This window comes from Treponema primitia ZAS-1, from assembly GCF_000297095.1.
Lineage (GTDB): Bacteria > Spirochaetota > Spirochaetia > Treponematales > Breznakiellaceae > Termitinema > Termitinema primitia_A.
This window is the reverse complement of sequence record NZ_AEEA01000029.1, coordinates 1-21,412: the sequence shown is the minus strand read 5'-3', so window position 1 is coordinate 21,412 and position 21,412 is coordinate 1. Positions and strand designations below refer to the sequence as shown.

The window sequence follows — 21,412 nt, the reverse complement described above, 5'->3', positions numbered from 1 at the left end:
CGCAACAAGCAAAAAGGAATTTTTAAACTTTCTACTTTTCCATATTGGATTGTAATAACAAATAAGAGTAATAGGAAGAAATAGTAATAAAAAAACAGTTGAAGAAAATAGCATAGATTAAATCTTTATTGTAACACCCAATGAAAGATGAACATTATAACTGATAAAATCTGTATCAGGATCGTAGGTTGGACTGTATATATGTGAATAAATAAAACTAGAATAGGTCCATAAATTTTTATAAATATTAGTATAATTAGATAAAGCACCTGATAAGTAGGCCTTTAGATAATCTCCGTTTTTCTTAATAAACCATACATAGTCATTGTCAATGTTTTGTCGTTGAATAGATAGGGTTGAATATCCTTTTTCATAAAATAAGGTAAATCCAAAATACTGGCTTTTGCCGCCAGTTCCCAAACCACTTCCTAACCACTGACCTCTGTTTGTATGACCCTGTTTGATTATGTGGTGTGCATAAAATGTAGTTCCCCCTCCCATGAATTCATATTCTCTGGATGATTCAATATCTGTGATTTCCAGCAGCAATTCTCCCTGCAGCGCAGCATTAAAGATAAAATTCTTTCGAGCGCCAACAGTATATGCTTCGGTATGGTAGGGATTTCTGATTAACCGTGAATTTGTGCCAAAGTCATTTCTTGCCCATTCAAAATAAACTTCAAAACCAACAGTTGGAAATATATAATCTAAAACAAGGGAAGCCCTTTGATCCCGCTCATCTTCTCCTGCGGATGTTTGCATAAAAGGTACTAATAGCGTAAAGATTCCGGTAGTGTCAAAATCGTCCCACTTGGAAAGCATGATCCGGTTAACGCCTATGGTAAAGCCTTTTAAGAAAGAAGGCGGCGCGTAGGCTAATGAAAGACCTGTTATTAGATTGTGATCATTAGAGGAGTTTGAGTCAAAAAAATCCGACTCGGAGAGGTATCCCCACCATGTGCGGGCTTCTATATCTCCTATGTACCAATTTAATTTTGGAATCGTTATAGGCTGCTTTCTAAGGCCAATATCAAGTTTTGGCCAGGGCGGAGCATTATTAGATAAAATAATAGGGTTAATTATCGCCGGGCCAAGCCAAATATTTTGGGTACCAAAACCTATGGTTAAAGTTTTCCATGAATACCTGATTTCAGAATCCCCGAAACTAAATTCATAATAAGGATCGTCGCCAAAACGTTGTGGCGCATCAATTGAGGTTAAACCATAATAACCGTATTTGGCGGCTTCGCCATCAGAATATGCGGAGGGAACTAAATCAAATGGTTGATTTTGCGAAAACGCAAATTCAGGTTTGAGGGTTAACTCTAACCCATACAACTCAAACCGACCACCGGCACTTAAACTAGTATTGAACCCCTTTCCCTGCCAAAGGGTACTGTCATTTTGTCCATAGGGATTAGTTGTGTTGTAGGAGGTAAAAATTTCCGGGCCATATATGCGCATATAGGTGTTTTTAAATATTTCATGCTGTTTACCGAGATTTAAACCCTGCCAGGGGTGTAAGGCGTCTTCGTTGATTTCCCATACCGAATCTGATAAGGTTCGATAATTAAGATAGGACCGTTCCGTTAAACCCTGTAAGGCAAGGAAATCATAATATTTTTCGTTATCGGAAAGTAAAATTTCCTGTGCTGGCATATAAGCGCTATAAATAGTAATAAATAAACTTGCAAAAAACACACATTTCTTTTTATTATTTATCACTTAGATCCTCCATCCGCCATTTTCCTAAAGCTGCTGTTTCTTTGATATAATTCATTATAACTTCCATGATCCACGATTATGCCCTTTTCCATGAAATATATCACATCACAATTTTTTACTGTAGTAATGCGATGGGCAATCATGATAATGGTTTTTTTGTGGCTTAAATTCTTAATGGCATCCATAATTGCATTTTCTGTTACACTATCCAGTGCACTTGTGGCTTCGTCCAGAATAATCACCGAAGGGTCATGATAAACAGCCCGGGCAATACCGATACGTTGACGCTGTCCACCGGATAGCCGTATACCACGTTCACCGATAACAGTATTATATCCATCTGGCAGCTCGTTAGCGATAAATTCATGAATATTGGATAATTGGGCAGCTTTAATTACCGCATCCTCATTTATTTTTTCAAAGGCAATACCAAAGGCAATATTATTACGAATAGTATCATCGGTTAAGTATATTGACTGGGGAACATAGCCTAAATTCATTTGCCAATTCTTTCTATTAGAATCGACAATCTCTGTATTATCAATATAAAGCTTGCCTTCTTGGGGTTCTAATAATCCTAAAATAATATCGACCAAGGTTGTTTTTCCACAACCTGTGGAACCGACTAAGGCAATAGAAGTATTGGATTCAATAGTTATATTTTGTTTTTTAATTATATCTTTTTGTGTATTAGGATACGAAAAGGATATGTCCTCAAGTTTTATATACTTAGATATATTCATTTTTGAAATGCCATCTGCTAAATCATTGCCTGCAGGAAGTTCGGTAAGATCCTTATGGAGTATTTCGGTTATTGGAAAGTAATATTTAATACTGGCAATAGCCCTAAATATCTTTTGTAGTGATGGCAAAAGTCGATATGCGCCAAAGGCATATACGGTTAATACAGGAAGAAATACGTCAATTCTTAATCCGGAATTTATCATCATAATAATTACAGCAACAATTCCACCCATAGCAATTGTTTCAAGCAGGTATTTTGGAAGATCATTAACAACATCACTTGTGGCATCATTCATTGCAAATTTTCTTGAAGGTCCTTCAAAAAATTTTAGAAATACTTTTTCTTTACCAAGAATTTTTATATCCTTAATTCCTCCAAAGGTCTCACTTATATATTTATACTTTAAACTGTGCTGTAACGTCCGCTCTTTTCCTTTTTTTGCTAAATATTTTCTTACGATTGAATAAATTATAATATATAAAGATCCAAGCGTTAAACTAACCAATAATGCCAAAACCGGATTAACTATTACTAGTAGAATAATTATAGCCAGGGAAATTATAGAATTGGAAATAATTTGTAGAAACGCAATGAGTATGTAATTAACAAACGTTCCAACTTCATTGAGAATGTTTTTTGATAAATCAGATGTGTTTATATTTAAATAGAATAAATAGGGTTGCCGCAAATATTTTTCAAAAAGCCGCATGGCAATTGAATGCCGTCTTTTAGCAGAATAGAAATAAATCAAAAAATTAATGCATGAAAGGAATAAATTACTAAGCGCTAAGATAATAATAACTACAACACCGGAGGCAATGATAAAATCGGTATCGGAGGAAAAGTTAAAAATTTCATAAATCTTATTTAAATAAATATTTGAATGTATTATCCCCGGATTTGATATTACAGAAATAAAAGGTCCGATTGAACCAACCCCAATTAATTCGATGAAACCCATGATGAGCATAGCAAAAAGAACTAATATCAGCTGATTTTTTTCACGTTTGTTGAAAAACGAAAGGATTAATCCAAATTTCATTACAATTTATCCTAATGTCCCAATATATTCTTCAAGAACCGTAACAAACCGGGCCATCTCTTCCGGCTTAATATCGCCGATATTGGCAATGCGGAAAGTATTGGCGTCCGATAACTTCCCGGGATAAATGGTAAAGCCATAACTGCGGGAAAGATCGTGGAGGGTCTCGAAACTATAGGCGGGGGAGGGGGGATCGATGATGGCGGTGATTAGCTTTGATTGAGCTTCCTCAGCAACGAGCATCTTGAGGTCCAGCTTTTTTACACCCCGCACCAGATGGTCCCAGCAGGCGGAATAACGGGCGTAACGCCCTTCTATGGTTTCCAGCTTAGTTTCAATGATAGCCTGACGGAGTGCATAGAGGGCCTGAACTGGCGGGGTAAACCGGGTCTGTTTAGTTTTCTTGAAGTTTTGATACTGATCCCAGAGATTAAGATAATAATTTCGCATGGGATAGTTTTTTGTCGCCTCCAGGGCTTCCTTGCGGCAGAATACAAAGGCTACACCGGCCATACCTTGGATGTTTTTATTTGAAGTGGATGCCATAAAATCAATATTGTCCCTGTCCATATCTATGGGTATAGCTGCGAAGGCGCTCACGGCATCTACAATGGTAGTGATGCTGTGTTCATGGCAGAACTTACAAAGTTCTGGAACAGGGTTAAGAAGCCCTGTTGTAGTTTCATGGTAAACAATGGCGAAATGGGTAAACTTTTCTTCCAGAAGTTTTGTCTTAACCGCATCCGTATCAAGGGGCAAAAAACCGCTGCTCTTAAAAATTTCAAAGTTGAGTTTGTAAACTCCGGCTATTTTAGCAAACCGGCTGCCGTAGGCGCCATTATCAATAATAAGAAGTTTCCCCGTATCGGGAACACAGGAGGAAATCATCACTTCGTCGGCGGCGGTTCCGGAACCGCCAAAAATTACGGTCTCTACGCGGTCCGGTTTACCGGCCATTAGGGAAAGTTCCCTGCAGATCCATTCCATCACATCCCCAAACTCCTGTTCCCGGGGACAGATATCGGCGCAGACCTGGGCATATTTTACACTGTCGCTGGTGGTGGCCGGGCCGGGATTTAACAGAACTTCCCGCCGCACAGAACGAAGGCTTTCCGCTTCCTTTATACGGGGATAGATACTATTTACCGCCATGGCAAGGTGGTTTTCATCATCAACCTCTCGCCAAAGGTAATACTCAATTTTGCGGATATAGATTCTGTTGCTCTCGGCAGACTGGGATACGGCAGCCATGGCGGTTTCGTATTCCATCTTTGGTTCATCGCCAAGATGGGCCGTCATGTATGCTGCCATTTTATCCAGGGTATCCTTGGTAAGCCGGGTAATTCCTACCAGTTCACCCGCCGGCTCTCCAATGACGGCGCGGTTCTTGGAATGTTTCGTAAGGTTTCCGTTCTGGTCCGCCTCCAAATATACCTCATCACCGGAATTGGTAGGGCCCGAAGCCAGAAGTACGTTTTGATGAGTCTCATTGATCAACACCGCAAGCCCCGCGGAGTCGTAGATTAGATCCGACTCCAGGAGGAGGAAGTCACCCTTTACCGCTGGAACACAGCAAGCGAGGGTACCCATGCTGCCGGTCGCGGCGTAACGATCATTTTTTAGGAGGGTGATGCAGGGATACTGTTTGGCTAAGCGTTCATACCATTCGCTGCAATGGCCGGTACCGATGATCACTTCCTCAATGCCTGCGGCAAAGAGTTTTTGCACCGACCACTCAACCATAGCGATGCCGCCTATTTCGATGAACCCCTTGGGCATTGCGGCTGTTTTATCCTTAAGCCGTGTCCCTAAACCACCGGCCATAATCACTGCTTGTTTTATCATTACTGGTCCTCTTATTGTATTACAGTTGTATTACGAATTATTATCCAGGGATTTCATCAATGCCTGTTTATTCTCCACCGGGCTTGATTTTGGCCGGCCTAGGTCCTTCCTTGCGCCTTTGCGGATACGGATTTCTATAAGGACAGGACCCTGTTTTTTTTCTTTCAAAGCAGTCCGCAGTTCTTCTGCGCTTCTTACGGTACGGGCTTCGGAATATCCGCAGGAACGGGCAATTCCGGGAATATCTATCTTTAAACCAAGGGTAGGCTGTCCTCCAACAGAATCGTGGGCGCCGTTGTTCAGAATAATGTGACGGAAATTAGATGGTTTCCGGTTTCCAATGGTCGCCAAAGCCCCCATGTGCATGAGCAGGGCGCCGTCCCCGTCAAGAACCGTAACGGAAAAATCCGGTTTTTGCAAAGCTACCCCAAGGGCTATCTGGGAAGCGTGCCCCATGGAACCCACGGTTAGAAAGTCTTTCTCGTGTCCCTGGCCAAGTCGTTCCCGAATTTCGTAAAGCTCCCGGGAAGCCATACCGGTAGTGGAGAAGTAAATCTCCTCAGGATCAGAAGAACGGATTACCGTTTCTATCGCCTCTTCACGGCTTAGTTCGCCTTGATCCGGCTCTTTTTTTTGCAAAGCATAGGGGGCAAAGGTATCCTTGCGGATCACCAGGGCATGGGGGGTATTTTTTTCGTTTATCGAATTGAAACATTCGTTCAGCTGGTGGCGGAATTCGTCCTCATTTTCAGAAAGAACAAAATAGGGGATGCCCATGGCTTCAAGGATGGATAAGGTAACCTTGCCCTGTTTTGCATGCTGTGGTTCATCCTTAACCCCCGATGGTTCCCCCCGCCAGCCGATCACCAGAAGCATGGGGATTTTATACACATCGGCGTCCGCCAGGGAAAGCAGAGGGTTCACGGCGTTACCGATTCCGGAATTCTGCATATATACCAGGGGAATTTTCCCTGTGGCAAGATGGTAGCCCGATGCCAGGGATACTGCGGCGCCTTCGTTTACGGCGATGATGTGGTTTGCTTCACCGGCGTGATCCGTAACATAGGCACAGAAACTTTTTAGGAGAGAATCGGGGACACCGGTAAAAAAACCGGTTCCCCCTTTGGTGAGCAAATCGTAAAATAGTTTTACTTCAATCATAGTTTTACTATCAAACCTATTTTGTTCCGGGAATTAATTCCAGGATTTCTTTGATGGGCATACAGAGGGAATCCGCTTCCAGGGATCGTTCGTTTTCCAGGATGACCCTGGCGGTATTCATCATGGCCGGATAGGAGGAACGGAGCATATGGTTCGCGTAGATAATGACTTTGGCGCCCCAGGAGGCCAGTTCCTTTTCGGTGAACCGGTTATATGTGGTAGGTACTAAAATTATAGGTACTTGGGAATATTCTTTGTGGAATATTTCGCAGAATTCTTTGATGTCCTCGCCGTTTTTTTCCTTACTGTGGATCATGATGCCGTCCGCGCCGGCCTTAACATAGGCTGCGGCCCGTTCAAGGGCATCGGACACCGGAAAACCTGCGATAAGGCTTTCCAGACGGGCGATAATCATAAAGTCCCGGGTTACCTGGGCCCGCTTACCGGCGCCTATCTTTTCGCAGAACTCGGGGATAGAAGCCAGCTCTTGGTTTACATCGGTACCGAAGAGGGAATTTTTTTTAAGCCCCACCTTATCTTCGATGATCACCGCGGAAACCCCGTTCCGTTCCAGGGTCCGTACGGTAAACACGAAGTGTTCCGGTTTGCCCCCGGTGTCTCCATCAAAAATAATCGGTTTGGTGGTGCATTCCAGGATATTGGTTAGATCCTGAAGCCGGGTGGTAAGGTCCACCGCTTCGATATCGGGCTTACCCTTGCTGGTAGAATCGGTGAGGCTGGATGACCACATGCCGTCAAAGCTGTGCTTGCCGTCATCCTTGCCTATTTCCAAATTTTCTATGATAAGCCCCGAAAGCCCGGAATGGGCTTCCATGATACGCACCACGGGCTTAACATCAATGAGTCGTCTTAGGGCTTTAAGCCGGATATCCGGGGTGGTACCGATAGAACGCTGGGCTTCGTTTATGGCGGTGGAATTGATTCCCTTGGTATAGGGGATTTCTATTACCGCTCCCCCCTGTTCCGCCATGACCGCGTAAACCTCTTCCCGTATCCTGCTTAAGGGACCGGTTTTCCAGTCATCACCGTGGATGATGAAGTCGGGCTTGTACTTTTTCAGGTTCGGTACGTAACTCCACTCTTCCTGGGACACCACCCGGGCCACGCCTTTGATATTTTCCACCACCGCCTTTCGCTGATCGTAGCTAAGATAGGGGAGTCTTTTATGGGCAGCGATAGCAGAATCGGTGAGGAGTCCCACCAGGACTTCACCGTGTTTTTCCGCTTCCTGAATGATGTTGATGATCCCCGGATGAATGATATCCCCGGTCATGCCCAAATAGATGGTCTTCATAATTCCTATCTCCCCACAGAAAAGTACTGCAGACCCGCTTCTTCAACTTCTTCCCGCTTGTAGATATTTCGGAGATCGAAAAAGAGGGGGAGGGTGAGTAATTCTTTTATTTTAACTAAATCAAGATTTCTGAATTGATTCCAGGGAGTAAGGATTACCAATGCGCCGGCGCCTTCAATTGCATCGTATTCCCCCTTGGCAAAGAAGATACTGCCCTTTATCGCATCAAGACGCCATGCTGCCTCTTTCATGGCCCCCGGGTCCCAGACCCGAAGTTTGGCGCCGCGCTTTACCAGCCCTTCACAGATAGTGATGGCCGGCGAATCCCGCATATCATCCGTATCCTGCTTGAAGGCCATCCCAAGGATGGCGATGGTTTTACCCACCAGGGAACCGGGTCCACCAAAACCGGCCTCGATCTTATCCGTCATTTTGAGCCGCTGCCGTTCATTGGCTGCTATGGTGGTTTCCACTAAAGAAAGGGGGGAATCAAAATCCCGGCCTATCTTGGCCATGGCCTGGGTATCCTTAGGAAAACAGGAACCTCCGTAACCGGGACCGGGGTGGAGAAACTTGGAACCTATCCGGCCGTCCCGTCCCACCGCCTTGGCCACATCCTGCACATTGGCCCCGACCTTTTCACACAGGTTTGCTATTTCATTGATGAAGGTAATTTTTAAGGCTAAAAATGCATTGGAGGCGTATTTGATCATTTCCGCCGATTCCAGGTTTGTCTCTATGTAGGGAGTATCATTAAGATACAGGGAACGGTAAATGTCTTTCATTATTTTCCGGGCGCTATCACTGTCACTACCAATAACAACCCGATCCGGATGGGTAAAATCCTGAACCGCCGAACCTTCCCGGAGGAATTCGGGATTGGAAACCACGTCGAAGGGAATATCCAGATCCCGTTTGGCAAGTTCCTCTTTTATCCAGAGGGAAACCTTATGGGCCGTTCCTATGGGGACCGTACTCTTATCCACCACCACGAGATAACTATCCATGGCAGCGCCAATCTCACGGGCAACCTGTTCCACAAAACGGAGGTCGGCGCTGCCATTGTCCGCCGGGGGGGTCCCCACGGCGATAAATGCTACGCTGTTTTTTTTAACCGAACCTGCAAGGTCCGTGGTAAACATCAGTCTGCCGGCCTTAGTATTTCTATCCACCACTATATCCAACCCTGGTTCATAGATGGGGATTTTGCCCCCTTTGAGGGCTTCGATCTTTTCCGGGTTATTGTCCACACAGGTAACGGTATTTCCAAAATCCGCAAGACAGGCGCCGGAAACTAATCCCACATAGCCGGTACCGATAACCGTAATACTTACCATTCTTTATTCCTTTGAAATATCTTAGAAGAAATGTCCTACGCCAATGTATATTTCCCGAAAATCTCCAGCTGGGAAATTTTTATTTTGGAATAGTTTCTGCAAATTCCACCCTAAACTGCCCCGTATATAAAAACTGCGCCATGAAAGGGGATAGGCGATAAATTCAAAACCACCGGTAGGAATAATTTCCTTAAAAGAGTAGGTTTCACCATGGGTATCTTCTCCCCGTAACAAAGCTAAATCAATAAATGGCGCAAAGTGTAGTTCAAAATTGAACGGCCGAAGAGCCCGATATCCAAACCACTGGGAGGGGAGGAACTGGAGTACCCTCAGGGGGAATTCCATGTTTAAGGAAAGCATAGCGTCGGCCTGGAGGGAATCATTTATCATGCCCCGCAGGACATCTCCGGCTTCAATGTTGGGATTGTTAAAATACTGCCGGTACTGAAGCCGGCTGGAAATGCCAAAGAATGAGCTTATCTTAAAGTGCCCTATGGCGGTAAATTTCAGGTCGATGTCCCATTTTGAAGAATAATTATTGAATTCGTTTTCGTTTTCTAAACTGATATTGGTACCCGATCGATAATTTCCGTTCCAGTTAATCTGCCCAAAACCAAAACTTTGACTAAAGATGGTAGCCGGACCTTCCCGGTATTCACCAATATCCCCGCCGGGGCGGTAATTGATTTTCTCCGTAATTTTAGGCGTATAGGTCAGATTCCCAAAATCACCAACCTCAATCCCTGTGGGTATCTCCCATTGCACATAGGCTTCACTGGACATAAACCAAGTATCGGGGAAAAAATCATCATCGGTACCGGTTCTATGCTTTTCATCATCACTGATCTCTTCATTGAGAATAAAGGCCTGGTTTAGTCCAAAGGTAAAGGTACTGTTTATCAAGGATGGCAGTTCAAGGGAAATACCTGTGGTATTTTTATAGTAGAAGGGATCGGTTTCGGTATATCTAAAACTATTATCAAAATTAAAATTCCATGTATAGCCGAATAATTGGAAGGGGGTATCCGAATCGATATCCATAAAAACGGAGTTTTTACTATTCTCCAATTTATATCCCAGATCGATTGCCAGGGGGCTCATGGTTCCCAAAAAGTTATAGTCCCTGGCTTTTAAAGTAAGAGAAAGACCGGTGTTGGAATCGTATTTAGGTTCAGGGAGGATAATGAAATTCCAAGTATCCGCAGTATAGACCGCGAGATCCACCGGAACCAATCCATCTGCCCCGGCTTCGCCGATGGTATACTCAATTCGGGATTGATCCGCTTCCAATACCCGCTGGTTCCGCAAAATCTGGGTCTTACGCCGTATGTAAGTTTCCAGAGCCCGCTGTCCGTGCAGACGTTCCCCGACTTTCAAATCCACCTTATCCATAAGAGCGAAGGGGCGGGTGTGGCCGTTGATATTAAAATCAATTTTCTGTATGAAGTATACCGTCTCTTCCAGTATCATTGCGTAGTCTTGCTGCGGATCGGGGGATGACTCCCGGAACAGATCACCGTCCGGCAAATCGCTGTCCGAAAAACTGTCGGCCGACAGTTTGTCGGAGTGATCCAAAGAGACTTCCTGGGCGAAGAGAGGCATCCATGCAAGGATACTGAGAAATGCTAAAAAAACCAAAGAAGGAGTTTTGCTGATCATTGTTGTAATTTTCCTTTGATTATTTGTTCTATAAATTTTGGCTCTATTATATCCGCAGAAACCAAGACCGCCCGCTGTGCATCGGGAACAACAAAGGTAAGTTTACCGGCTTTCTTTTTTTATCCCCCGCAAGGGCCTGCATGAAAAGTGCGGCATCCGTCATTGACGGATGGGGAGCGGTAGTTTCATAATCGTAAGCGGCGATGATCTCCGTAATTTTCCGGGCCCGGCTTTCCGGGGTTATTCCTAAGACCAGCCCCAGTTCGCAGGCACGGACCATGCCCCAGGCTACTGCTTCGCCGTGGGAAAGATTTCCTAACCCGGCGGCCGCTTCCAGGGCATGACCAAACGTATGGCCAAGGTTGAGAAGCGCCCGCTCTGTACCCTGCTCTTTTGGATCCGCTTCCACGATCCGGCCCTTGACCAGAACTGCCCGTTCGATCAGTTCCCCAAGGGTGGAAGGAACGCCGTTAGTAACACTGAAGGGTCCCAATGCTTTAAGTTTATCCAGGGAAACCTGTGTTTCCCCGGTTTCTACGCGGGGAACTGCGTCGCAAATAGCGGAATCCAACACGGCGGTCTTTATCAGTTCCGCCATACCGGATTTCCATTCCCTGGGGGGCAGTGTTTTTAACGCATCCAGGGGCATATAAATATGGGAGGCGGGGAAAAAAGTCCCCACCAGATTTTTTATACCTAAAAGGTCAAACCCGGTCTTCCCACCTACTGCGGCGTCTACCATTCCAAGGAGGGTGGTGGAAATAAGGCAAAGCCGGGCGCCCCGCATATACACCGAAGCTGCAAAGGAAGTCATGTCCGTGACGACGCCGCCGCCTATACCGATAAAAAGCCCGTCCCGTCCAAGCCCGGCGCCCTTCGCCGCAGTGATGATGTGTTCAACCGATGCCCAGCCTTTTCGGGTTTCACCGCTCTCAAGAACACAAAGGGGACGATCCTGGGAACCCAGGATTTTTTTTGCTATGTACTCCGTATTGGTATCGCATACCAGAAGAACGCCCCGGGAAAGGGCAGCTCCGGCATCCTCAAGGATGGTCGCCAGCGAAGGGAGCTGTTCCAATATATGTACCCGTGAAAGCTCTTGGCCAAAGGTAAAACTGTAATCACCCTGTTTCTTCGTATAAACCTTCCTAAGTTGTTCTAGACCAAAGCGGGTTTAGCGGTTTTCTCAATTACCATCCGGGAAAGAAAGAGAACATTCTTTTTTGGCTGGATCTGGGTTACGGGGATGGTTTCGGCATATACCGTCAGAATATTTTTTCCCAGAAGGTCCCGGGCAGTATTTTCATCCACGGTTTTAAGGAAACTCAGGCCGTGGTAGTGGCAGGAATGTTCCACGATGAAATCAAGATCGCTCACCCCTACAAGGAGTACCGCGGTAATATTCTTCCGTTTTGCTCCGAAAATCGCATCATCGATCCTATCCTTATAAAAAAACACATTCCCTATGGTCCGTTTAAAATACCCGTAACTGCGGCGAATTATCTCGTTCATCCCCTCCAGAGTTACGGCGTACTGAATATTTCGGCTGTTGAGTTTTTTTATGGTAATCCACCCCTTATGGGCCAGCCGTTTGAGGATAGAATTAGTCATCCCCAGGGATGTTCCCGCCAACTGGGCCAGATCCCGCTGGCGCAGGGGTAACCGACTTTCCGAGGAATCGTATACCTTTTCGAGAATGACGTACTCTGTATCCAAGGGATCGTTATTCATAGCAGACTCGAAATTAGGGTAAAAAAAGGCCTCTTCCGGATAAAATTCCGGAAAAATTCATAAAACGAGGTTTGACACACTCGACAGAGCATAGACGGCCGAAACACGTTCTATGATACCGCATGTTTGTTCAGTTCGTGAACAATATAGCATGGCGGTATAGGAATTTCAATAGAAAAGACCTAATCAGAAAGGCTTAAAATGCAGGATTCAACAAAATTAAAGAGCTTCGCCCGGAGCATGAAACCCGGGATCTCCACCGCCGAAAGAAAAGTCTTCCAGAGTTCCGAAAAATGTACCGCATCCCGGCGATCCAGGGGGAGCTGCTTCCCCACAAGGACGGTTTCGCTGTTTTTATCCCGCAGCACAATCTGTCCGGCAAATACCATACGCAGATCCGTAAGAATATTTTTCTGTATCCGGGCCATAAATACCGCGCCGCCCCCGGATTCGTCCACCGGGTACTGGTCGGAGAATTTCTTGTACAACGAATATTGCCATTGTTCCAGGGGTATGCGTATCCGGGTGAGCAGTTCCTGGGGGTTAAGGGCCAATGGACCGGGAAGCGTGGAAAACCGGGAAGCGGAAACCCAGCGGATTTCGTCGGCGGTCCGCAGCTCATACCGGGCATCCAGGGCAACCAGGGGAGCGGCGGCGTCCAGGCGGCGGAAGGGGTTGCAGATATTGCCGCCTATGGTTATGAGGTTTCGTACCTGTGGACTGGCTATACTTAAGAGGCTTTGGGTAAAGGCTTCCGGAACTGTCTTCCCAAGGCGGATGATCTCGCTGATCTTAACCATGGCGCCGATTTCCAGGTACCGCTCGGTCCGGGTAATCCGGTGAAGTTCGTCCAACTGTTCCAGGGCAAGGATATTCCGGGGGAGACTGAGGATCTGTTTACCCTGGTTTCGCAACAGTTCGGCGCCGCCGGCAAAGGGGACAGCGTCGGGGAACCGGGTCCAGGCGGAGAACAGTTCAGGCAGGGAGGAGGGGAAAAATACCTGGTTATGCAGAGCGTCCATATAACCTCCGCTGCCGGATATCGCAGGTGGCTAACACACCCTCTATCAAACTATCAGGTTCGGTACAACGGCACTTAATGCCCTTGAAGGCCGCCAAAATCTCATCCCTGGTGGGCCGGAGATTTCCCTCCAACAGGGTTTCCACGGCGAGTATCTTTCCTGCGTCACAATACCCGCAGTTTTCCACCCCGGACCGGGAAAAACCCTCTTTAATATCCTGGTATTCATCGGTCTGGGAGAATCCCTCTATGGTGATGATTTCGCTTCCCCGGATCCGGAAGGCGGGTATGAGGCAGGAAGGAACCACCTTGCCGTTAAATATCACCGAGCAGGACCCGCAGACTCCGCTTAAACAGCCTTCTTTGGCCCCGAGGAGCTTGAAATGGTTCCGCAGAATGTCGATAAGCCGGCGATCCGCATCGGCCTTTACCACCACGTCTTCACCGTTAAGGATAAATCCCAGGGTCATGCCTCACCCTCCCGTTTTTTTAGCTTAAGCGCTTCCCATACATCCCGGGCGGTGATGGGAATTTTTTCAAAGGGATAGTCCATAGCCTGGGATACCGCCTGCACATAGGCTGCGGGGATACAGCTATAGGGCAATTCTCCAATGCCCTTGGGCTTTACCGTATCATTCCATATAAAATCTATCTGAATATGGGGAATATCCTGGGGGCTGGGGATATCGTAATCATAGATATGCCGCAGGGGTATTTGGCCGTCCACGTAGGAAAGCTGTTCCCGGGAAGCCCAGCCCAGGGCTTGGATAATCGAAAATTTCAGGGAACGCCGGGCCCGGATTTCCGAAAGTATCTTTCCTGCATCAACCCCAAGCCAGGCGCCGCGGATCTTCGGGGTATACTCAAAGGGATCCACTTCTACTTCCACCACCGCCGCTCCCAAGCTGAGCAGGGACAGGGATTGGGCATCAAATATTTTACCCTCCCAGTTCGGAGCCTTTGTGGGGCGATAGGCTCGGTGTACCGTTATGGGCAGGGGGTCCCGAAAACGCTGCTTCCGGATATCCCCGCAGGCCTTTTCCACCAGTTTTGTGAGGATGCTTATGTTTCGGGAAAGGGTATCCGGCCCTGAATCGGGGGTGTCATCGGTGGATCCAAAAACAATGCGGACCGCAGCGGGCTCCAGGGATAGACTTTCCGCAGCAATATTCCTCCAGAGATCAAACGCATCATCGTTGGAAGGGCTTATACTGGTTCTGATCTCCAGGACACCGTCCTTATCCAGGGTAGCATCCACCGCGTAACTTGCCTTATCACCGCTGTTATACAGAAGGCCGCTGCCCTGATAGGCGCAGGATATACCAATACCCCGGAAAGTTTCTGTCGGACTTCGCGAAACATCCGGGCGATCCCCTGCTCTGTCTGATCGGCGGCGATCCCGGAGCAGCTCATAGGAGGCCCATTTACGGTGATAGTCACTCATGGCTGCGGCGGTATCCAGCAGCGCATCAAGGGGAATTGGATCCTTAATGGGGGCGCCTATGATCAAGTTTTTTTGATGGCTAAATGAGTTATTCTTTCGCCATTCCGCCGGATCCTGCTTAAGGGTATCGGCGATGCGGGAAATATGCCGCTCCATGGCGAAAAAGCCCTGGGCAAGACCGAACCCCGAAAAGGGTCCCCCGGGAGGAACGTTGGTTTTAACAGCGGAACCGGTGATTTTTACATTCCGGTGTTTATAGCCTCCCAATGCGCCCAGACAGACCCGGTCCAGAATCTCATCGGTAAAGACACCCTGGGCGCCCATGTCCGCAATAGCATGGATTTGGGTGGCCAGCAGGCGTCCCTGTTCATCCAGGGCGCTGGAAATACGGATTTCGGTTCCGTTCCGCTTTGGGGAATACCGGAAATCATCCTCCCGGGTCAACAGGATCCGTACCGGTTTTTTTGTGAGCCAACTCCCCAGGGCGGCATGGCAGGACACCAGGGAGGGGTACCACAGTTTTCCGTCCATGGGGATTCCGCCGCCCACCGGTTCTACCGTAACTGTTCGGGGATCAATTTTTAATACCTGGGCTATTGAATTACGGACATGAAAGGGCCATTGGGTTGCCGTATGGATCAACAGTTGTTCTGAATACACCGCGATGGCCCCAACGGGTTCAGAATACCAATGCTCCTGTATGCCGGTTCTATAGATACCGCTTATTATGGATTTGGATTCTCCCATGATAGTATCGCTGTCGCCTATTATTATTTCCCGTCGGGCAAAGAGATCTTCATCCTTAAGGGAATTGAGGGAAAAAACCGGCAATTCTTCTTCCGCCTGGATACGGCATTGGGCCGCAAATTCTTCCAGCCGCGATTCGTCGGGGCCTACCAGGATGGCTACGGGCTGGCCGAAATAAGAAAGTTCATCCCTTGCCAAAACCGGAACGGCAAAGTCAAAAAGCTGATTTTTTCCGGGAATGTCCTCCGCCCGGATCAGGGTATACGAAGCGGGCATACGGGGACAATCAATGGAATTAAGCCTGCCCTTGGAAACCGTTGAACGGATGGTTAACCCGTACAGAGTTCCCCGGATCGAAATATCTGAAACAAATCCTGGCCTTTCCTTCAAAATTCTGTCCTGTTCTCCTGTTTAACCCCGGTGATGACCCTTTCAATCTGCTCCTGCTCCATCCCGGGCCAAATGGGAAGAGATACGATCCCCTTAAACCGTTTTAACGATTCGGGAAAATCCTCCGGAAGAAGATTATGCCGTTTTTTGTAATAAGGCATAATATGCAGGGGAATAAAATGTACCGAAACGCCGATACCCCTATCCTGAAGTTTTTCAATCATAGTATCCCTTGAAAGGCCAAAATTTGCAAGGTTTACGCGCAGTGGGTAGAGATGCCAGGCATTTTCGTCTCCCGTTGGGGGTAGGATAAAGCGGTTGTCAGCGGCAAAGGCGGCGTTGTACCGGGCGGCTATTTGCCGCCGTTCTTCCAAAAGACGCCAGGCACGTTTTAGCTGAACCCTTCCCAGGGCGGCCAGAAGGTCCGGCAGGTTATACTTAAACCCCGGTTCCACCACCTCGTAATACCAGGAGGCTTTCCGGTCCGTATAGCGATTCCACACCGCCCGGTCTATGCCGTGGGAACGCATTATGGCAATCCGGTCTGCGATGGCCTGGTCCCGGGTTGCCACCATTCCCCCCTCGCCGGTGGTGATAGTCTTCGTGGCGTAAAACGAAAAGACCCCGGCATCGGCCAGGGTTCCCGCGAAACGTCCGTCCTTCAATCTTGAAGGAAACGCGTGGGCGGCGTCTTCAATTACCTTAACGCCATAGCGATGGGCAATTTCCATGATGGCCTTCATATCGCAGGAGAGGCCGCCGTAGTGGACTGGGATCACCGCCCGGGGCTTTCCCGTGGGGCCAAAATCACCACGGCCGTCGGATTTTTGTCCAGCGGACTTTAGTCCACCGTATGCGGGCAAGCCGCGGGACAAGCGGTCCAAGGTTCTCTCCAGAGCAACCGGGTCCATAAGGAAAGAATCGGGAGCAAGATCTACAAAGACCACTTCGGCGCCTAAGTAACGGGCTACTTCGGCGGTGGAGGTGAAGGTAAAGGAAGGGACCAGTACCGTATCTCCGGGACCGGCGCCGCAGGCTTCCAGGGCAAGGTGGAGACCGGAAGTTGCGGAATTCACCGCCAAACAGCGCAACTTGCTGGAAGGACTATCAGAAAGGAATTCTTCAAATTCCTTTTCAAAGGCCAGCGCCTCTTTCCCGGTGGTAAGCCATCCGGAACGGAGCACCCTCAGAACCGCTTCTTCCTCTTCTTTTCCGATAAAGGGACGGGCAAAGGGTATATCTTCGGTTCCTTCAGTACCCATTAACGGTGATCCCTTGGGCAAGGCGCAGAGGCATGAGACTGGGAATGGCATCTTCCAGAATTTCCCGGAGGAGGGCAGTGTTCCGGTACTGTTTCGCTTGTTCCGGATCAAAATGGACTACGGGCTTAAGTTTTTCCAGCAAATCCTCCGGATCAACCGTGGAAGGCCGTTTCCGCTCCACCCGGCGTATCCGTTTGAATTCGGTGTCCAGGGGGATTTCATCCTTTCCCCAGAGATCCTCGTCCAGCCGTTCCCCGGGCCGCAGCCCTATATATTCGATCTTAATGTCCTCTTCCGGCTCAAAGCCGTAGAAGCGTATCATCTGTTCCGCCATGTCCCGGATCCGCACCGGTTCCCCCATGTCCAGGAGGTAGAGCTTGCCGCTTTCGCCGACCCCGCCGGCTTTGAGCACCAGGGAACAGGCTTCGGGGATGGTCATAAAATAGCGGCGCATCTCCGGATGGGTGATGGTTACCGGGCCGCCTTTTTCGATCTGCTTTTGGAAAAGGGGCATGATGGAACCCCGGGAACCCAGAACGTTCCCAAACCGTACCACCATATAGTTTATTTTTTCAGCTTCCGACGCAGCCTTGGCTGCTGCTTCCAGGACCAGCCGCTCGCAGAGGTACTTGGAAGCGCCGTAGACCGAAACGGGGTCCACCGCTTTGTCGGTGGTGATAAGGACGAAACGCTTTACCCCGTTATGCCGGGCGGCGTTTATCAGATTGTCGGTACCGAAAAAATTGTTTTCAATGGCAGCCACGGCATTTTCTTCCATCATGGGCACATGCTTGTAGGCAGCGGCGTGGAAGATAACATCAGCCTTGAGCCGGGCCAGGATAAAGTCCATATATTCCCGATCCTTGAGGTCCCCGATGATGGGGATAAGGGTAGTTTTTTCGCCAACCCCCTCCTCCTGGAGGATCCTTAGTTCTCGATCAATCTGGTAGATGGAATTTTCGCCATGCCCAAACAGGTAGAGCCGGGACACACCGCCGGAAAGGAGCTGCCGACAAAGCTCGCTGCCGATGGACCCCCCCGCACCGGTAACCAATACCCGCTTGCCCCGCAGGTAGGCCAGGCTCTGTTTCAGGTTTACCGCCACCGGGGTACGGCCAAGCAGATCCTGGGGGTCGATGGAACGGGTCTGGATCAGGTGGGCATCATCTTCGACGCTTTGGGACATACCCGGAAGTATCCGGATACGTATAAAGCCCGCCCGTTTGAGTATGCCGTAGATTTCTTTTAAGTATTCCCGGGAAGCCCCGGGCATGGCTATGATAGCTTCGTCCGCAGGGTTCATCCGCAGGAGCCGGGCTACATCCTTGATGGGCCCCAGAACCGGGATGCCATCGATTTTACGGCCTATGTTATCGGGATCGTCATCCAGAAAGGCGACGACCTCCCCGAAAATAGCCTTTGTTTTAATCTCATTTGCCAGGGCTTGACCGGCAAACCCCGCTCCGATAATGTACAGACGTCCTGATTTTTGTGTATCCATATATTATCCCCCCCCTCTGAAACTCAGCGCTTTGTTCCTATCACCTCGAAAGCCAGGTCTATGGCAAAGGTATCGTCATACAGGTCCAGCTTGATCTTTGCCCGCCCTTTTCTTTTATCGACCTTTATAATCTTTCCCTCAAGCCCCATTAATGGTCCATCGGTCACCACTATGCGGGAATTTTCATCAAAATAGACCTTTGATTTTCCTGCCAGGGGACCAACGTTTTTGATAAAATGAAGCACCAGTTCCAGGTCCTTATCCTGGAGGGCGCAGATGTTTTGGTTGGATTTCAGAAAACGGTAAAACCCGTCGGTGGTACGAAAAGCCCATTGGTAGGTATGAACATCCTCTTCCTCGTCAATTTCAATAAAAACATAGCCCGGAAATATTCCCGTATTGGTTTGGGAAATCTTATGCCGACGCCGTATATCAATCTGCCGCTTGGGAAAATAGGTTTTTATACTTATATCCGGGTGCAATGCATTAAAAAGCCGGATATACTTTTCTTCGGCCCTGGTTTTTACCTGAATAGCATAGTACTTCATTAATAAAAGAATATCATGCCATACGTTTTTTAGCCAGTAGTCCCGTTCCGCCGCTTTAGATTAGGGCTGCTTATGCCGATAGGTTAAAGGGGGTTCACCATGTTTGTAAAAAATATTAGTATCATTACATTTTTGGCCGTGGTCTTAGCCGTTTCCGCCCAGGGGGCCACGGTTTCTTTTATGGTAATTGAGACCGGACTGAGGGAGGAGACCCCTACCATAGAGTCTTCAAGGCTCTGGGAAGACGCGCTTTTGGGTGTATTTTTCGATACCGGCCATATTGTAAGTAATACCCCTATCCTGAGGGTCTCGCAAAAGCCTCAGAAAAACCTTCCCGACGAGGCAAAGGCATCCCTGGGAGAAGCCCTTGATGGGGGAGCGGACTTTTTTATCCTGGCGGTACTGGATTATGAAAACCAGCCTAAGATCGGAATGGAGCTTCCGAAACCGCGCAGTATTTCCATCAGGCTTTTTAAAACAGAGCCCTACCGTTTTTTATTTTCCCAAGAATATACTCCCGCAGCTGAGGTCCATACCACGGATAGGGATGATATGGCCAATGCCATGAGCGCGGCCAGGGTTATAGCGGCGCATCTGAAAGATTAACAGAGAAAAAGGATAGGAATAGTATGAAAAAAATCAATATCGGCCTATGCGTTTTAATGGCAGCCTTGATTTTTATCGGCGCTTCAGTATGGGAGGGTTCTGCTGCGGTATCTACTTCGGGAGAGTTTCCTGAGGGGGCTTATTATGCGGCAACCAATTCCTTCCCCCGCAATACGGTGGTGGATGTAACCAATCTGGAAAATGGCAGGACTATTCGAGTAATCGTAGCCGCCAGTCTGGATTCCCCGGGGCTGCTGGCCATGCTTTCCCGGAATGCTGCCACCGCCATAGGCATACAAACCCGGGGCATAGGTCGTATCCGCATGACCCAACCCTCGGATCCTGTCGCTTACTCCCGCTTTACCGATGATCGCGAATTGTCGGGAAACCCGGAAGATCAGGTCAATATCGCGCCTAATACGCCTGCTGTGGTCAGTTCCACCGTACGAACCGCTAGAACCGGGGATCTTGCATCTGCAAACCCGGAGGATCGGTTTTACAGTGATGTTGTAAACAGACCCGAAACGTATAACCCTCCACCGGTGAGCTATCCCGCCGATGGGTCTGTACGTGTTGAAGCGAGGCCTAACTGGCTTCCCGAAGAAGTCGAGCCTGCGCCGGTCATTGCAGAAGTTGTCTATCCGGAAGTACCCCCGGCTACGGATCCTGAACCCACCCTGATTGCAGTACCAACACCCGAACCGGCTTCACCGCCCCTGGTACTGGTAGCCCCGGCCTCTAAGCCGACTGCGCTGCCTCCACCCCCACCACCGCCGGTGATTACCCTCGTTCCCGCCGAGGAACGTCCTCCCCAGAGTGCGGTGACCATAGCCCCAAGGACTGAAATACCGCCTGTTGGGTCACAGCCATCCAAGGATGATACCTATCTGGACCCGCGCTTTTTCATCGGCCCTATTCCTCCGCACGAGCGGCCTGCACCCCGATCTGCCCCTCAGGCAACAATTGCCTCCGCGCCCCGGACAGCTTCGGTGGTTCCTCAACAGCCGTCATTACCCAAGGGGTCGATTTTCTCGGTTCCCATAACCAACCAGCTGGAAGGTGGTAAGTACTACGTACAGATTGGCGCCTTTACCCAGCCTGATACCCTTGAAGTCGCAGTGACCCGTATTAACAGAAGATATCCGTTGACGGTTCAGCCCGGAGGATCCCATAATAGCCTTGTTTATCGTTTACTTATTGGACCCCTTAATGTGGGGGAGAGCGGAGCGGTTTTACAACGGGTTAAGAGTAACGGGTATCCGGATGCGTTCGTGAGGTATCAATAAATCCCCCTATGGACCCTGGTAGGTTACCGGGAACGCACTAAAACTAT

At 48.4% G+C, this 21,412-nt stretch carries 17 protein-coding genes; 2 read left to right on the top strand and 15 right to left on the bottom strand.

What is annotated here, in order from left to right; all coding sequences use genetic code 11:
• Positions 1 to 117 precede the first annotated feature (117 nt).
• The 15 genes from TPRIMZ1_RS0104020 to loaP form a co-directional block, all read right to left on the bottom strand.
• On the bottom strand, positions 118 to 1,725 hold the full coding sequence (locus tag TPRIMZ1_RS0104020; protein WP_010255474.1) for a capsule assembly Wzi family protein: 1,608 nt from the start codon (positions 1,723 to 1,725) through the stop codon (positions 118 to 120).
• Positions 1,722 to 3,512: an ABC transporter ATP-binding protein gene (locus TPRIMZ1_RS0104015; protein WP_010255473.1), complete on the bottom strand. Its 1,791-nt coding sequence runs from the start codon at positions 3,510 to 3,512 to the stop codon at positions 1,722 to 1,724. Before TPRIMZ1_RS0104015 ends, TPRIMZ1_RS0104020 begins: the two co-directional genes overlap by 4 nt.
• A 6-nt stretch (positions 3,513 to 3,518) precedes the next feature.
• The gene (locus TPRIMZ1_RS0104010; RefSeq protein WP_010255470.1) at positions 3,519 to 5,357 is read right to left on the bottom strand and encodes a 2-aminoethylphosphonate aminotransferase; all 1,839 of its coding nucleotides are present in this window, start codon (positions 5,355 to 5,357) and stop codon (positions 3,519 to 3,521) included.
• Positions 5,358 to 5,387: 30 nt separating this feature from the next.
• Positions 5,388 to 6,518 (bottom strand): phosphonopyruvate decarboxylase, encoded by a 1,131-nt coding sequence (aepY, locus tag TPRIMZ1_RS0104005; protein WP_010255468.1) that lies wholly within the window; start codon positions 6,516 to 6,518, stop codon positions 5,388 to 5,390.
• Between the two features lie 16 nt (positions 6,519 to 6,534).
• Positions 6,535 to 7,836 (bottom strand): phosphoenolpyruvate mutase, encoded by a 1,302-nt coding sequence (gene aepX, locus TPRIMZ1_RS0104000; RefSeq protein ID WP_026043506.1) that lies wholly within the window; start codon positions 7,834 to 7,836, stop codon positions 6,535 to 6,537.
• A gap of 2 nt (positions 7,837 to 7,838) precedes the next feature.
• Positions 7,839 to 9,170 carry a UDP-glucose dehydrogenase family protein gene (locus TPRIMZ1_RS0103995; RefSeq protein WP_010255463.1) on the bottom strand — a complete coding sequence of 444 codons (1,332 nt, stop codon included), beginning with the start codon at positions 9,168 to 9,170 and terminating at the stop codon, positions 7,839 to 7,841.
• A gap of 21 nt (positions 9,171 to 9,191) precedes the next feature.
• Complete coding sequence (locus TPRIMZ1_RS0103990; protein WP_010255460.1) at positions 9,192 to 10,829, bottom strand: hypothetical protein; 1,638 nt, start codon at positions 10,827 to 10,829, stop codon at positions 9,192 to 9,194.
• A 46-nt stretch (positions 10,830 to 10,875) separates the two neighbouring features.
• Positions 10,876 to 11,907 (bottom strand): 3-dehydroquinate synthase, encoded by a 1,032-nt coding sequence (locus tag TPRIMZ1_RS18425; RefSeq protein ID WP_010255457.1) that lies wholly within the window; start codon positions 11,905 to 11,907, stop codon positions 10,876 to 10,878.
• An 80-nt stretch (positions 11,908 to 11,987) separates the two neighbouring features.
• Positions 11,988 to 12,560 (bottom strand): helix-turn-helix domain-containing protein, encoded by a 573-nt coding sequence (locus tag TPRIMZ1_RS18420; RefSeq protein ID WP_010255455.1) that lies wholly within the window; start codon positions 12,558 to 12,560, stop codon positions 11,988 to 11,990.
• A 182-nt stretch (positions 12,561 to 12,742) separates the two neighbouring features.
• A complete protein-coding gene (locus tag TPRIMZ1_RS0103975) occupies positions 12,743 to 13,582 on the bottom strand; it encodes an FAD binding domain-containing protein (protein WP_010255450.1) in 840 nt (279 codons plus the stop codon).
• Positions 13,566 to 14,051 carry a (2Fe-2S)-binding protein gene (locus TPRIMZ1_RS0103970; protein WP_010255448.1) on the bottom strand — a complete coding sequence of 162 codons (486 nt, stop codon included), beginning with the start codon at positions 14,049 to 14,051 and terminating at the stop codon, positions 13,566 to 13,568. The genes TPRIMZ1_RS0103975 and TPRIMZ1_RS0103970 overlap by 17 nt, the downstream gene beginning before the upstream one ends.
• On the bottom strand, positions 14,048 to 16,162 hold the full coding sequence (locus tag TPRIMZ1_RS0103965; protein WP_010255445.1) for a xanthine dehydrogenase family protein molybdopterin-binding subunit: 2,115 nt from the start codon (positions 16,160 to 16,162) through the stop codon (positions 14,048 to 14,050). Before TPRIMZ1_RS0103965 ends, TPRIMZ1_RS0103970 begins: the two co-directional genes overlap by 4 nt.
• Positions 16,159 to 17,424, bottom strand: coding sequence for a DegT/DnrJ/EryC1/StrS family aminotransferase (locus tag TPRIMZ1_RS0103960; RefSeq protein WP_010255441.1), 1,266 nt, complete (start codon positions 17,422 to 17,424; stop codon positions 16,159 to 16,161). Before TPRIMZ1_RS0103960 ends, TPRIMZ1_RS0103965 begins: the two co-directional genes overlap by 4 nt.
• Complete coding sequence (locus tag TPRIMZ1_RS0103955) at positions 17,414 to 18,925, bottom strand: polysaccharide biosynthesis protein (RefSeq protein WP_010255439.1); 1,512 nt, start codon at positions 18,923 to 18,925, stop codon at positions 17,414 to 17,416. Before TPRIMZ1_RS0103955 ends, TPRIMZ1_RS0103960 begins: the two co-directional genes overlap by 11 nt.
• Positions 18,926 to 18,948: 23 nt before the next feature.
• Positions 18,949 to 19,473: an antiterminator LoaP gene (gene loaP, locus TPRIMZ1_RS0103950; RefSeq protein WP_010255438.1), complete on the bottom strand. Its 525-nt coding sequence runs from the start codon at positions 19,471 to 19,473 to the stop codon at positions 18,949 to 18,951.
• A gap of 99 nt (positions 19,474 to 19,572) precedes the next feature.
• Between loaP and TPRIMZ1_RS0103945 the strand changes: the two genes are divergently transcribed.
• Positions 19,573 to 20,079 (top strand): hypothetical protein, encoded by a 507-nt coding sequence (locus TPRIMZ1_RS0103945; protein WP_010255437.1) that lies wholly within the window; start codon positions 19,573 to 19,575, stop codon positions 20,077 to 20,079.
• A 23-nt stretch (positions 20,080 to 20,102) separates the two neighbouring features.
• Positions 20,103 to 21,365, top strand: a complete 1,263-nt coding sequence (locus TPRIMZ1_RS0103940; RefSeq protein WP_010255436.1) for an SPOR domain-containing protein — start codon at positions 20,103 to 20,105, stop codon at positions 21,363 to 21,365.
• The last annotated feature ends 47 nt before the right edge of the window (positions 21,366 to 21,412 follow it).